General features: G+C 40.4%; 14 protein-coding genes. 5 read left to right on the top strand and 9 right to left on the bottom strand.

Annotated features, from left to right (window positions below; translation table 11 throughout):
• Positions 1-2: 2 nt before the first annotated feature.
• From tolR to GBI66_RS00360, 7 genes are all read right to left on the bottom strand, one after another.
• Complete coding sequence (tolR, locus tag GBI66_RS00390; protein WP_151714756.1) at positions 3-455, bottom strand: protein TolR; 453 nt, start codon at positions 453-455, stop codon at positions 3-5.
• Entirely contained in the window at positions 455-1153 is a 699-nt protein-coding gene (gene tolQ, locus GBI66_RS00385) for a protein TolQ (RefSeq protein ID WP_005189993.1), read from the bottom strand. Before tolQ ends, tolR begins: the two co-directional genes overlap by 1 nt.
• Positions 1154-1177: 24 nt before the next feature.
• The gene (gene ybgC / locus GBI66_RS00380; protein ID WP_005151801.1) at positions 1178-1585 is read right to left on the bottom strand and encodes a tol-pal system-associated acyl-CoA thioesterase; all 408 of its coding nucleotides are present in this window, start codon (positions 1583-1585) and stop codon (positions 1178-1180) included.
• Between the two features lie 147 nt (positions 1586-1732).
• Positions 1733-2623 (bottom strand): hypothetical protein, encoded by an 891-nt coding sequence (locus GBI66_RS00375; RefSeq protein WP_151714755.1) that lies wholly within the window; start codon positions 2621-2623, stop codon positions 1733-1735.
• Positions 2624-2796: 173 nt separating this feature from the next.
• Positions 2797-3792, bottom strand: a complete 996-nt coding sequence (gene ruvB, locus GBI66_RS00370) for a Holliday junction branch migration DNA helicase RuvB (RefSeq protein ID WP_151714754.1) — start codon at positions 3790-3792, stop codon at positions 2797-2799.
• A gap of 7 nt (positions 3793-3799) precedes the next feature.
• Positions 3800-4405 (bottom strand): Holliday junction branch migration protein RuvA, encoded by a 606-nt coding sequence (gene ruvA / locus GBI66_RS00365; protein WP_151714753.1) that lies wholly within the window; start codon positions 4403-4405, stop codon positions 3800-3802.
• A gap of 68 nt (positions 4406-4473) precedes the next feature.
• Positions 4474-5814, bottom strand: a complete 1341-nt coding sequence (locus GBI66_RS00360) for a deoxyguanosinetriphosphate triphosphohydrolase (RefSeq protein ID WP_005189988.1) — start codon at positions 5812-5814, stop codon at positions 4474-4476.
• A gap of 418 nt (positions 5815-6232) precedes the next feature.
• On the opposite strand from GBI66_RS00360, the gene purL reads away from it, so the two are divergent.
• The 5 genes from purL to GBI66_RS00340 all read left to right on the top strand — a co-directional run bounded on the left by purL (position 6233) and on the right by GBI66_RS00340 (position 12579).
• Positions 6233-10063 carry a phosphoribosylformylglycinamidine synthase gene (gene purL, locus GBI66_RS00355; protein ID WP_151714752.1) on the top strand — a complete coding sequence of 1277 codons (3831 nt, stop codon included), beginning with the start codon at positions 6233-6235 and terminating at the stop codon, positions 10061-10063.
• A gap of 75 nt (positions 10064-10138) precedes the next feature.
• A complete protein-coding gene (locus GBI66_RS00350) occupies positions 10139-11353 on the top strand; it encodes a multidrug effflux MFS transporter (protein WP_151714751.1) in 1215 nt (404 codons plus the stop codon).
• A 56-nt stretch (positions 11354-11409) separates the two neighbouring features.
• Positions 11410-11961 carry a hypothetical protein gene (locus GBI66_RS00345; protein ID WP_151714750.1) on the top strand — a complete coding sequence of 184 codons (552 nt, stop codon included), beginning with the start codon at positions 11410-11412 and terminating at the stop codon, positions 11959-11961.
• Between the two features lie 109 nt (positions 11962-12070).
• Positions 12071-12202, top strand: coding sequence for a KGW motif small protein (locus tag GBI66_RS19805; protein WP_005189972.1), 132 nt, complete (start codon positions 12071-12073; stop codon positions 12200-12202).
• A 62-nt stretch (positions 12203-12264) separates the two neighbouring features.
• Positions 12265-12579: an NGG1p interacting factor NIF3 gene (locus GBI66_RS00340; protein ID WP_151714749.1), complete on the top strand. Its 315-nt coding sequence runs from the start codon at positions 12265-12267 to the stop codon at positions 12577-12579.
• Positions 12580-12582: 3 nt separating this feature from the next.
• Here GBI66_RS00340 and GBI66_RS00335 read toward each other — a convergent pair whose 3' ends face one another.
• Positions 12583-13728 (bottom strand): glycerate kinase, encoded by a 1146-nt coding sequence (locus tag GBI66_RS00335; protein WP_151714748.1) that lies wholly within the window; start codon positions 13726-13728, stop codon positions 12583-12585.
• Between the two features lie 135 nt (positions 13729-13863).
• Entirely contained in the window at positions 13864-14664 is an 801-nt protein-coding gene (locus tag GBI66_RS00330) for an enoyl-CoA hydratase-related protein (protein WP_151714747.1), read from the bottom strand.
• Positions 14665-14740 lie beyond the last annotated feature (76 nt).

Genomic DNA, 14740 nt, shown 5'->3' with positions numbered 1-14740 from the left:
GCTTATTTTAACGGCTCGGTCAGTAAACCAACTTGAGTTAGGCCTGCTTCTTGTAGACTCGCCATCAGTGAAACCACTTCACCATAAGGACGAGATTTATCACCATTCACGAGAACAGTCAGTTGTTTATTTTCTTGTTCAGCTTGTGTTTGAGCTTCACTTAAAAGTGTTTCAAGCTGTGCAAGTGATAGCGGTTCACTGCCTTTGTGTCCTTGATACTGTAAAAAGATATCACCATCTTTACCAATGGTAACCATTGCTGGCATATCTTTAGATTCAATAGGGTGATTATTAGCTTGAGGTAAATCCACTTTGATACCACTGGTAATCATGGGTGCAGTCACCATAAAAATAACCAGTAGTACTAACATAACGTCGATATAGGGAACGACGTTCATGTCGCTTTTCAGTGGTTTTTTAATCCGCTCAAAACGTCCAGATCGTTGAATCGCCATTATGCATCATCCTGTGTCGTTCCAATCGCTTGACGCTGTAAAAGAGCAACCATTTCTTCTGCAAATAAAGCACGATCTGAATAAGTTGATTCACCTTTAGCAGTAAAGTGGTTAAATGCAAGTACAGCAGGAATTGCTGCAAATAAACCAATTGCTGTTGCAATCAGAGCTTCTGCAATACCAGGAGCAACTGTTGCTAATGTGACTTGATCAACTGCAGCCAGGCCAATAAAGGCATTCATGATGCCCCAAACTGTACCAAATAAACCGATATAAGGTGCTACAGAGCCAATACTAGCAAGCGCACCTAAGCCAACTTCTAAACCACTTTGGTCACGGCTTAAACCGACACGAAGAATACGTTCAGTTCCTTCGATGGTTTGGTTGGTATCTGCTTTACGTTTCTGTAGTTTAAAAAACTCACCTAAGCCTTGGTAGAAAATATCTTCAAGGCCACGACGTTTAGAGTTAAGTTGTGCATTATTAAAAAGCGTATTTAATTCGGCACCAGACCAAAACATCTTTTGAAAATGCTCATCATCTTGCTCTGCTTTTTTAAAGCCCATGTGTAATTTAGCGATCAAGTACCAGCTATAAATTGAAGCAAATAGTAAGATCAGCATGACCAGTTGTACAACAGGACTTGCTTGTAAAATTAGGTCAGAAATGTGCAGGGAAGATTCTAAGTTAGTTGCCATAAGTTACGGTGCCAAAAGTTTATTTTAGTCCTGTGCTAATTCTTTTTGAATCAGATCACGAATTTCATCAGGAAGTCTACGTGGCATTAGATCTTTGTTTAAACATGCCAACACAACCTCACCTGAAGCCAGCAAGATTTCACCACGATAAATATTTTGTTGCAACACAAAAGATGCGGCTTTACACGAAATAACACGTGCTGTAACGGTAATTAAATCATCCATTAATATTGGACGTACATATTTAACCTGAATCTGATGTACCACGAAGCTGTAGTCTTTTTGGTGCCAGTAGTGATCTACACCTGCTGCACGTAGCCATTCGGTCCGAGCACGCTCCATAAAACGGATATGATTGGCATGGTAAACGATACCGCCAGCATCTGTATCTTCGATATAAACGCGAATTTTGAACTCAAAATGATTTGCCATGTCTATTACCTATGTTTTGCGTACTGTGAGCAATCACGAATGATATTGCGTCAAACGGGCTAAGGAAATAGTAATAAATAACATATTCTTGATGCTGATAAAAAAGCCCTAACATGTAGGGCTTCATAAAAAGACAATTATTTGAAGTTAATTAAGCTCATCCCAATCAATCGTTTTAGGAAAACCAACAACGGTGATGCCATTTGCATATGCACTAATCAAAGCTTGATAACTACTTGTATTTGAAATTTTAATCGTGTTTTTTATATTGTTGGTATCTTCAATCATAATTTCTGCGAAATTAGGACGAAAAGCTAATTTATCATTACTGCTTTCAAATCTGAGATCACTTCTGAAATTTACTGAGAAAAATTTATTTTCAGGATTACCTTGAACATTTCCTAGTGCAGTGAGCGTAAGATTATTTACATTAAGTTGATAATTATTGATCATCAACTGTTGAGTTTTTTTTGTTTCTTCATCAAATACATTCAATGCCATTTCTTTAATTTGATATTGAGTGGATGTAGGGGTGTATTTACTAACAAGGTTACCATTGTATGTAATCGTGGAATCACTTGGTGGAATAATTTTGAAATTTTTTAACGTGGTTTCATAACGTACCGAATCTGTAGATAATATTTCTTTACTATTTACTGATCCAGAGATAGTAAGAAATCTTAAGCGATTTAATGCACTGTCTTCATCATTTACGGAAGTTAAAAATTTACAGTTATTGAAGGTAATGCTTTTATCGCTATTTTTTGTATATGAACCTTCGGAACATTTAAAGTTATTGCCTGCATTGATGCCATAATAAATACTTTCTGCAAGTTCATTACCAATGAGCACGATATTGTCATCTTCTTGAGATAACGTGATGATTGGTTCATAAATTGATTGTATTGACTCTGCTTTGGTGTAGTCTATTTTTTCTTTACCATTAAAGCTGGACTCGTTATTATCTCCACCACCTCCACAGGCTGTTAATAATAGTGCCCCAGAGCATATAGTAGAAATTAATAATTTGTTTGACATTTCTTTCACCCTTGATATTAAATTTTGGTTGGTTTGAATGTGTGGTTTAATTTTAAGATGAAAAATTATAACAGGAAATTTTATTTTTAATATCCAGATATTTTATTTTTAAAATATTGAAGTGGTTTTTAGAATAAATATCGCATTAATACGATATTTATTCTATTAAGTATTTATTCAGGTGGTGTCATACCAAACTGTAAATACGCCATATTGGTTGCAATTCGACCACGTGCTGTGCGCATAACATAACCTTGCTGAATTAGATAAGGTTCAATTACATCTTCAAGTGTTCCGCTGTCTTCAGCCATTGCCGCAGCCAAAGCTTCAACACCGGTTGGTCGTCCTTCAAAACGTTCCAGTAACATACTGAGATAACGACGATCGAGCGTATCTAAACCTGCTTTATCCACGTTAAGCATGTCTAAAGCACGTTGAGCCATATCTTGAGTCACTTCACCCGTACCTTTGACTTGCGCATAGTCACGTACACGACGTAATAAGCGGTTGGCGATACGTGGTGTGCCGCGAGCACGACGGGCGATTTCAGTCGAACCTTCTTGGGTAATCGGAACATCCATTAAATTGGCAGAACGTGTCACGATATGAGTCAAATCTTCAACTGAATAAAACTCTAAGCGCTGCACAATCCCGAAACGATCACGTAAAGGAGAGGTGAGTAAGCCAGCTCTTGTTGTTGCAGCAACTAAAGTAAAGGGTGGCAAATCGAGCTTAATTGAACGAGCCGCGGGACCTTCACCAATCATAATATCTAATTGGTAATCTTCCATTGCAGGATAAAGAATTTCTTCAATCACAGGCGAAAGACGGTGAATTTCGTCAATAAATAGAACATCACCTTCTTCTAAATTGGTCAGCATGGCAGCCAAATCGCCAGCACGTTCCAATACAGGACCAGAAGTAGACTTTAAATTACCGCCCATTTCTCTTGCGATAATATTGGCAAGGGTCGTTTTACCTAAACCTGGTGGACCAAAAATCAAGGTATGATCAAGTGCTTCACCACGGCCACGCGCTGCACCAATGAAGATTTCCATTTGCTCGCGTACGACAGGTTGACCAATATAGTCCACCAATGAGGTAGGACGAATCGCGCGATCAAATTGATCTTCAGGTTTTTCTGTTCCGCTTATAAGACGATCTTGCATATATCTATTACTTCATCATTGATTTAAGCGCAGCACGAATAATGTCAGCAGATTCAGTATAGTCTGCTTTAACTGCCGCCACGGCTTTTTGTGCTTCTGCTGGTTTATAACCAAGAGATTGTAATGCGGCTTCTGCTTCTGCAACAGGTGAATTTGACATAAATTGGATTTGCGTTACTGCTGTAGTGCTTATACTGCCAGTTGATTGTGCTAAGGCTTTGAAACGATCTCTTAATTCAATCATTAAACGTTCAGCTGTTTTCTTGCCCACACCTGGAACTTTAATCAGGGTATTAATATCATCATGTTCAATAGTATGAATCAGCAATTCAATACTTAAGGTAGACAGGATACCTAAAGCCATTTTAGGACCTACACCATTTACTTTAAGTAAAGTACGGAAAATGGTTTTTTCTTGAGCATCGCTAAAGCCATAAAGTTGTTGAGCATCTTCACGAACGACCAAGTGGGTCCATAAAGTAACTTTCTGTCCTTTTTGTAATTGGCAAAATGTCGAAAGTGGTGTGTCTATTTCATAACCCACACCATTCACATTGAGTAATACTGTTGGGGCTTCTAGGGCAAACACTTCGCCAATTAAACATCCGATCATGAGTTAAATTTCACTATTTTAAAAAATTTAGTTTGAGCTTGAAAAAAGTCTTGGTCTAATTTCAACTGTTAAAAGAATCCAATTTTATTGCCTTGCAGCTCTTGCGCCAAGCTATAGGCTTGGTGGTCAGAAAACTTACTAATAATATCCAAGACTTGCATAATATTATTATAGTGGTTGTTTTGCAGATTTACCCCTGAATGTTGCAAAATTGACATTAATCGCTGTTCTTTAAAGCTTAATGTCTTATGCGGCATGGTCAAAGGAATAAATGCATCCAGAATGGTTTGTAGACTTTGATGGGCAATAATCTCTAAACCTGATTTTTGGGGATGTTCAAAAATTCGGTCACGTGCCAGATTCTTCGCCGTTTGAATACCTGCTTCAATATCAGGTGAGCAATATTGTAATAGGCTACCTTTGAGCTGACCGGTTAAAATTTCATACTGATGTTTGGCAAATGCAGTGGTCACTTCATCGACTAAACGTTTCATCACACGACCGCGTAAGGCCGCAATTTTTTGCTGCCATGTGGTATGTGGTAAATGTAATTCTTCTGGATAACCATAATCTGCAATCAGATTCAGAAAAATTGGCTCAACTTCGGCATAGTTCAACATGTTCAGAATAATGCCATCTTCTAAATCAATGAGCGCATAACAAATATCATCAGCTGCTTCTAATAAATAGGTCAGTGGATGGCGGCAATAGTGATAGTCACCAAGCTGAATCAGACCAAGTTGCTCTGCTAACTGTTTTAAAATTTCTTTTTCAGATTGATAACAACCAAATTTCGCCCGTTGATGCGATGGCATATCGCCTTGTTCTTCGATGGTTTTGGATAACCATGGATATTTTAAATAAGCACCGAGTGTTGCACAGGTTAAACGCATGCCGCCATCATCGGGATGGTAATCAATACGGCTGAGTAGGCGAAGTCCTTGTGCATTGCCTTCAAACTGGCGTACATCGGCTGCTTCTTCAGGTGTAAGTCTGGTCAAGAAGTCACGATGCGATGCATCATCAAACCATTCACGAATCGCATATTCGCCAGCATGACCAAAAGGTGGATTACCAATATCATGTGCCAGACAGGCTGCTTGGATAATCGCACCCACATCTGCTGGGGAGATCCACATCGGTAATTCATCTTTGATTTTTTCTGCGGCCAACATGCCGAGTGAACGCCCAATACAAGACACTTCTAGCGAGTGCGTGAGGCGGGTATGGATACCATCATGTTGTGTAAGTGGATGAACCTGTGTTTTTCTATTCAGTTGGCGAAAGCTTTGCGAAAATATAATTCTGTCATAATCTTTGTGGAATGGGCTTCGAGCCAATTCAGTACTGCTTTTTTTACTACCTAAACGAATTGCAGATAGCAATTCTACCCAACGCATTTGTTCCATTCATCATTATTCACTATGAGTTCAGGTTCATCATGCCAAAAAAAAGATTAAAGCACTAGGGTAGAGCGACACAAGTTGTCTTAATAAGGTAAATAGGGAGATTTCAAGATAAAGTAATGGTAGGTAGAGAAGAAGGAAAGTCTGTTGTGCGGGGATACATTGCGATTTCGATAGCAGAAAAGAAATAAGAGTAATGAGCTATAAATATGAAATGTGATGGCTGTATCAGCTTAAATGAATTGTTACGAATAAAGTAAAATGGATAAAGCTACAAGAAATTAAGCCATTTGCAGTAGAAAACTCTGATTTTTAAGATGGATTAGCTAGCTGAAATGAGCCTTTCACAGTAGAATATGCGCTCTTTCATAAGTCACATTGTGGTAGGTTCGTTAGACCCACCCGTGGAGCCAAAGTCAACATGTTTATCGTGGCCGGTGCATCAGCACATTCTTCTTTCAAGAAAGCTCAACTCTTAAACCGATTAACGTCAATGAGTTCTGTTCAATCTTTTGACAGCCAGTGGGTTTATTTGTTTGATCAAGCGCTCAACGAGCAGCAACATCAATCGGCATTACAACTTTTAAACGATGGTCAATCTTTCGAACTTCGCCAAGCTGCAAGTGATGAAATCCAGATTTTAGTGACACCGCGTGTGGGGACAATCTCGCCATGGTCATCTAAAGCAACCGATATTTTCCAAAACTGTAATACGCCCATTCACCGTTTAGAGCGTGGTCTGTTATTTACACTGAAAGGTGTGAAAGAGATTTCGAACGAAGTGAAATTGGCTTTACACGACCGTATGACAGAGAGTGTTTTTGCTCAAATTGATGATGCAAAAGCTCTATTCTCAGAAACAGCACCGAAGCCATTGAACTCAATTGATATCTTGGGTCAAGGAAAAGAAGCGTTAGTCAAAGCCAACAATGAGTTTGGCTTTGCTTTATCTGAGCAAGAAATTGATTACTTAACCGAAGCATTTACTAAGCTTGGCCGTAATCCAAACGACATCGAATTGATGATGTTTGCTCAAGCAAACTCTGAACACTGTCGTCATAAAATCTTTGGTTCTGAATGGACAATTGATGGTGAAAAACAACCATTATCATTGTTCCAAATGATTAAAAATACCTATAAAGAATCTCCAACAGATGTGTTGTCGGCATATAAAGATAACGCGTCTGTGATCGTGGGTTATGACACGATGCGTTTTTATCCGAAAGCGGATGAAAATGGTCACTTCGTTTATAAATATAAGAGCCAAGCTGCTCATATTTTAATGAAGGTTGAAACACACAACCACCCAACTGCAATTGCTCCATTTGCAGGTGCTGCAACAGGTTCGGGCGGTGAAATCCGTGATGAAGGTGCAACTGGTCGTGGTGGTAAACCAAAAGCTGGTTTAACAGGCTTTACTGTTTCAAACTTAAATATTCCTGGTTTTGAACAACCTTGGGAAGATAACTACGGTAAACCTTCACGTATGGCATCGCCATTACAAATCATGATTGAAGGTCCATTGGGTGGCGCAGCATTTAATAACGAATTCGGTCGTCCTGCATTAAATGGTTATTTCCGTACTTTCGAACAGAATGTAAATGGTGAAGTGAAGGGCTTCCACAAGCCAATCATGATCGCTGGTGGTTACGGCAACATTCGTCCTGACCACGTAGAGAAAGATGCGATTCAACCAGGTGACTTGCTCATTGTATTGGGTGGCCCTGCAATGTTGATCGGTCTTGGCGGTGGCGCAGCGTCTTCTGTAGACAGCGGTACGATGGGCGAGAGCTTGGACTTTGCTTCGGTGCAACGTGAAAACCCAGAAATGGAACGCCGTTGCCAAGAAGTCATCGATACCTGCTGGCGCTTAGAAGATTTTAACCCTATCGTGTCTGTACATGATGTGGGTGCGGGTGGTGTATCCAATGCGATGCCAGAACTTGTGAATGATCATGAGTTGGGTGCAGTGCTTAACCTGCGTAAAATTCCATCATTAGAGCCAGGTATGAGCCCGATGGAGATCTGGTCAAATGAAGCGCAAGAACGTTATGTGCTTGCCATTCGCCCAGAGTCTTTAGAACAGTTTGAAGAAATTTGTGCACGTGAGCGTTGTCCGTTTGCGGTATTGGGTGAAGCGACTGAAGCGCGTCACTTAACGGTTGAAGATCCGTTGTTTGAGAACAAGCCTGTCGATATTCCAATGCAGGTGATCTTAGGCGGTACACCGCGTATGCAACGTTCATATGAAACGATTGAGCGTACGGGTAACGACTTTGATGTTGCGAAAGTTGATTTAAAAGATGCGATTTTCCGTGTATTGAAAAATCCAACAGTTGCATCTAAATCATTCTTGATCACCATTGGTGACCGTTCGATTACAGGTATGGTTGCACGTGATCAGATGGTGGGTCGCTGGCAGGTTCCTGTAGCAGATGCAGCAGTAACGACTACAAGCTTGCAAGGTTTCACTGGTGAAGCAATGGCAATGGGCGAACGTCCACCTGTTGCATTGTTAAATCCAGCTGCATCTGCACGTTTAGCGGTTGCAGAAGCGATTACCAACATTGCTTGTGCCAACATCGAACAAATTAGTGATATCAAACTTTCAGCAAACTGGATGGCAGCGGCAGGTCAAAAAGGTGAAGATCAAGCCTTGTTTGAAGGTGTAAAAGCGATTGGTATGGAAATGTGTCCTGCATTAGGCATCGCAATTCCAGTTGGTAAAGATTCACTTTCTATGCGTACGACGTGGAATGATGGTGAAGACAAGGCCGTGACTTCGCCAATGACAGGTGTGATCACAGCATTTGCACCAGTTCTAGATGTTCGTAAAACATTAACGCCTGAATTGAAAAATTTAGTTGATTCAGTATTGGTTCGTATTGACCTATCTAAAGGTCAGTTCCGCCTTGGCGGTTCGATCCTTGCGCAAGTGTATAAAGCCATTGGTTCGGTGACACCTGATGTCGATAGTTTTGATGACTTCAAAGCATTCTTTGCCTTGATTCAAGACTGGAACAATCGTGGTGTGATTAAGGCTTACCATGATATCGGTGATGGCGGTTTATTGGCGACTGTTGCTGAAATGATATTTGCTTCACGCTTAGGTGTTGCTTTAGAAAATCAAACGACTGAAAGCTTATTTGCTGAAGAAATTGGCGCTGTACTGCAAATCACAGCGGCTGATTGGGCACAGCTAGAAGTTGAAGTTGCAGCTTCTAGCCTGAAAGATGCAATTGCAGTTGTGGGTCGTGTTAATACGACAGATCAATTGGCTGTGAATGGTTTGACTTTAGAACGTGCTGAATTACAACAAGCATGGGCTGAGGTATCGCATCAGATCCAACGTTTACGTGACAACGTTGAAACTGCTGATCAAGAGTTTGCTTTAATTGCAGATCAAAACCACAAAGGTTTAATTGCCCAAGCAACTTATGATTTAAATGAGCCAGTTGAAGCACCGTTTATCAATACACGTCGTCCAAACATGGCAATCTTGCGTGAGCAGGGTGTTAATGGTCATGTTGAAATGGCTGCTGCATTTGATAAAGTTGGTTTCAACACCATCGACGTACACATGAGTGACTTACTTGCAGGTCGTGTCAGCTTGAGCGACTTCGAAGGTTTAGTGGCTTGTGGTGGTTTCTCATACGGTGACGTGATGGGTGCTGGTGGCGGTTGGGCGAAATCAGTATTGTTCAATGCAAAATTGCGTGATCAGTTTGAACAGTTCTTCCATCGTCAAAATACATTCAGCTTAGGCGTATGTAATGGCTGTCAAATGATGTCTCAACTTGCACCACTGATTCCAGGTGCAGAGCATTGGGGCCGTTTCCACCGCAATACATCAGAAGTATTTGAAGCGCGTGCCGTGAACGTTCGTGTAGAAAAATCAGTTTCAGTCTTGCTTGAAGATATGCAAGGTTCGATTTTACCAATCGCGGTTGCGCATGGTGAGGGTCGTTTGGTTGCAACTGAACAGCAAATTGCTGCTTTAAATGCTGAGAACCAAGTGATCTTACGCTATGTGGATAGTTTGGGTAATCCAACTCAACACTATCCATTGAACCCGAATGGTTCACCTGAGGCGATTACAGGTTTAACCTCTAAAGATGGTCGTGCAACCGTGATGATGCCGCATCCAGAACGTAACTTCCGTGCTTTACAGCATTCTTGGAAGCCTGAAGATTGGGCAGAAGATGGTGCTTGGTTACGTATGTTCCGTAACGCACGTAAATTTATTGGTTAATTAAAGTCATGAAATAAGCCACCGTCAGGTGGCTTATTTCATTCCGTATAAAATAATCATCAATGGACAAGAAAAATGAAATCAAAAATCCATTTCCGCGAATTTGCACTGCTGATGGCATTACTGATGTCCATCGTCTCATTCTCAATTGATGCTGTTTTACCCGCACTCGGTGAAATTGGTCGTGTTTTTACTTTGCAAAATAGTAATCAGGCGCAATGGGTCATTATCAGTATTTTTTCAGGCATGACCATTGGACAACTGATTGCAGGACCATTGTCCGATGCGATTGGACGAAAACGGATTTTATTTACAGGCATCGTGATCTATTTTTTAGGTAGTTTATTGTGTTATTCGACCCAAAGTTTTGAATGGTTTTTGCTGGGTCGTTTTATTCAGGGTGTCGGTGTTTCAGGGCCTTATGTGGCCTCGATTTCCATCGTTCGGGATAAATATAGTGGTGCCCAAATGGCACGTATCATGTCTTTGATCATGATGGTGTTTATGGTCGCACCTGCGATTGCACCCAGTTTGGGACAGTTGATCATCCATTTCTTTGGCTGGCGCGATATTTTTGTATTGTATATGGTCTATGCCATCGCTGTTGGCGCTTGGGTCGCTTTACGACTAGAAGAGACGCTAATTCCAGAAAACCGTTTGCCAATGCGCGTGCAAGCATTTAAGGATGGTTTTAAAGAAGTGGTGAGCAATAAAACTACCATGAGTTATTTATTATGTGCAGGTTTTTGTTTTGGCGGTTTTATCGGATACCTTGGAACATCACAGCAAATCTTTATGCAGCAATTTGGTAAAACAGGGCAGGAATTTAGTGCTTACTTTGCTTTATTAGCAGGTGTGATGGGGATTGCTTCCTTTACTAACTCTAGAATTGTCATGAAGTTTGGTATGCGTCCCATCTGTATTTATGGTTTTCTTGGTTTAAGTCTAATCTCATTGCTGTTCCTAATCATCCAGCTTATGGGTGTGCCAGTTTCGTTCTGGATGTTTATGTTGTATGCCTGCATTCTGTTTTTATTATTTGGAACACTATTTGGCAATCTGAATGCGATTGCCATGGAACCGATGGGACATGTAGCAGGTATGGCTTCAGCGATTATTGGTGCATCGTCTTCAGTATTGTCTTTGATTTTAGCTTCAATTATTGGGCAGTTATATAACGGTACTTTGATTCCGATGACCAGTGGCTTTGTGATTTTATGTGGTTTGGCTTTTGTAATGACACAATATGAGAAAAGACATTTAAAAATTTCTAAGGATATAAGTCATTAAGTAAATTAATAATGGTGTGAGTCTATACTCTGCTCTAGGCTAGTGGTGTTAGGAAATTGAAAAGAAGACTTCTCGATACAGCAACAATCTTGTTAGATAAATTTGTTAATCGTTATCATGATTATGAGGATTTTTGGGGTATAGGTGTTTTATACACCTATTGCCAGTCTTTAGATAAATCCTTCTTAACATTTAATCTTATAGATCAGGACTGCTTTGGACGTGATGAGTTCTTGAAGCAAGTTAATCTCAAATTTTCGGACTATCTCGATAAGTATTTAGCTATTCATAAGAAAAAGAGAGGGGATTTAGCTGAGGCAACAATAAAAATTGCATTTGATAAAGATCATAAAATATTGCCAGAAACTTTATTTGGTGATTATTTTCAAGTTAGAGTGAAGTTTATTGATTCATATGGTAGGAGTTTCATGCGATATAGTGAGGGATATTGCGTTCCACACACATTGTGGATAGAACAACGTAATTATATAGATTCACTATCAATAGAAAGCCATCATATGATGGGGAACATTCATTTTCCATTAACACGACCTATAAAATCACTAGCAGATACTGATATTTTATTTAGTCATAGTAAGACACAATAGCTTACAAGAGGGTGTGGAAAAGCTGTCTTTGTATTGATGACTAATTTATTTCATTGGCTCAATTCTTGCTGCTCATATTTCAACAATGAATAAGATATGCGAGAACAGTATGATGAAAAATGAAAACTATTTGAGAACAAGCTATTCAAAAGACAAAGGCTGGTTTTGGTTTGGCTTAACTGTGTTTATCCAACTGCTTTTTATCGTCGTGAGTTATCTCATCATCAACATTTCTCTTTGATTGTTCAGCTTTTATAACGTTATGATTGAAGTCTAATTGATTTCGATTTGAGCCATTTTAAGATGTTAAAGCTGATTTATTACGTGCCAGAGTCTCACCTTGAATCTACAAAATCTGCCATTTTCGAAGCAGGAGCAGGCGGTATTGGTAATTACGAACATTGTGCTTGGCAAGTCAAAGGCATTGGACAATTTAAGCCCGTAAAAGGTGCAAATCCTTTCTTAGGACAATTAGATGAATTAGAGCAGCTCGAAGAATGGCGAGTTGAAACCATTGTCTCTGAGGAAAAGGCCAGTGCTGTGGCAAAAGCTTTAAAGGCAAGCCATCCTTATGAAGAACCTGCTTTTGAGTTTATCCAGATTTTAGATATTCAATAAACTTTATTCTTTTCTAAGCATACTGCTTTGAATCAACCGAGCGATATCTGTTGTCCGTGCACGAATTAGATCTGCCGCATTTTGACAGGCTTCTTCGAGGCTGGTCGGGCCTGAAGTTAAAGAAAAGACAGCCGTAATACCGTGCTCATATAAAGCTTGATAGTTTTGTCCAAGCGTTCCTGCTATCACAATGACGGGTACACTGGCTGCTTGTGCAATTTTAGCAACGCCAAAAGGTGTTTTACCATTTAAAGTCTGCTCATCAAATTTTCCTTCGCCTGTAATTACCCAATCCGCGCCTTGGATTTTGGCAGTAAGTTGATTTAGTTCAGCAATGACTTCGACTCCAGATCGAAACTCAGCCTTTAAGAATATTTTCGCAGCAAAACCGAGTCCACCTGCTGCTCCTGCACCAGTCTCATTGCGTTGATCAAAGCCAAAGTATTGAGCAGTAACGTCGGCAAAATGGGACAGGGCTTGATCTAACGCCAACACTTGTTGAGGTGAAGCGCCTTTTTGTGGCCCAAAAATATGAGAAGCACCATTTGGTCCACATAAAGGATTGGTCACATCGGCAGCCAATAAAAATTTAGTCTGTTGAATTCGTGAATCAAAATTTTCCAGATCGATCTGTACTAAGTTTTGCAGGGCAAGACCACCTGCAGGCAAGACTTGATGATCTGCATCTAGAAATTTAGCACCTAATGCATTGAGTAAACCTGAACCTGCATCATTGGTTGCGCTCCCGCCAATCGTTAGAATGATTTGCTTAGCACCTGCATCTAGTGCTGCGAGAATCAGTTGTCCAGTGCCATAGGTACTGCTATGACATGCATCGCGTTGTGATGGTTGAAGCAGTTGAATACCACTGGCTTGTGCCATTTCAATGATGGCGATCTTTTTAGCATCTAACCAGCCCCATTTTGCCAGTACAGCTTCACCAAGAGGGCCTTGTACTATTTGCTGACGCCATTGCCCAGAACATACCTCTAAGACGGCTTCAATAGAGCCTTCACCGCCATCCGCCATAGGGCATTGAATGATTTCTGCATTAGGAAAGACTTGTTGCCAACCTAAAGCAATCGCCTGAGCAATACCGTGTGCAGACAGGCTGTCCTTAAATGAATCTGGGGCAATCACAACTTTCATAAATTCTTTGTAATCTAATTTTAATCTAACTTGAGCTTAGTCTGTCCGATGTTGAATATCTAGATGAATGACGAAAATAAAAAAAGCCACTAAGTTTAGTAACTCAGTGGCTTGGTTTAATCAACGACTGTCGCATTAATTAAACTGAGAAAAATCAGGTTTACGCTTTTGCATAAAGGCTTGTACAGCTTCCATCATTTCAGGAGAACGTACACGTTGCATAAAGATTTCTGCTTCATCATCTACACAAGCGATGATTTCAGCTAAGTCTTGTTTCATCAGTGCCTTACTTTGTTTGATCGACGCCAATGGTAATGCAGCTAAATGTTGAGCCGTTTGTTGTGCAGTTGCATAGACATCTTCAACCACATCATTGACCAGGTTGGCTTTTACCGCAGTTGCTGCATCAAATTTTTTCGCTGTGAATAATAACTCAGCTGCTTTCTGGTAGCCTGCTTGTTTGACTAATAAACGACTTGCAGCACCTTCTGGAGACAAGCCAAGGCTGACAAATGGGATTTGGAACAGGGCAGTGTTGTCTGCGAAAACGAGGTCAGCATGTAATAGCAGCGTTACACCAATACCAATTGCTACACCTTTGACCGCAATGATCAATGGTTTAGATAACCGTGCAGCAGCTTTTAACAATACAAATGGAGGTTGATCGCCAGCTTTGCCTTCATGTGGCTTTTGGATAAAGCCCATAAAGTCTTTCATGTCATTACCCGCAGTAAAGTCTTGTTCTGCACCACGGAAGATCACCACACGAACGTCTTTATCCGCATCTGCTTCATCCAAAGCTTTTGCGATCCAAAGATAAAGTTCGCCATAGAGTGCATTTTTTGCTTCTGAACGGTTAATGGCTAAGGTGAGTACGCCATCTTCTAAATTTGCTTGCAAATGTTGATGAGGTTGTTGAATACAGCTAAGTGTCATCGTACTATCCTTGCTTTAATCCAGATTGATTTTTAAGTGCCCTCATTATGTCGCATATTTATCTGAATGACACAAC

Source organism: Acinetobacter sp. TUM15071, assembly GCF_008980925.1.
Lineage (GTDB): Bacteria > Pseudomonadota > Gammaproteobacteria > Pseudomonadales > Moraxellaceae > Acinetobacter > Acinetobacter dispersus.
Note: the sequence above shows the minus strand (reverse complement) of the source record. Positions and strands in the feature narration are given on the sequence as shown.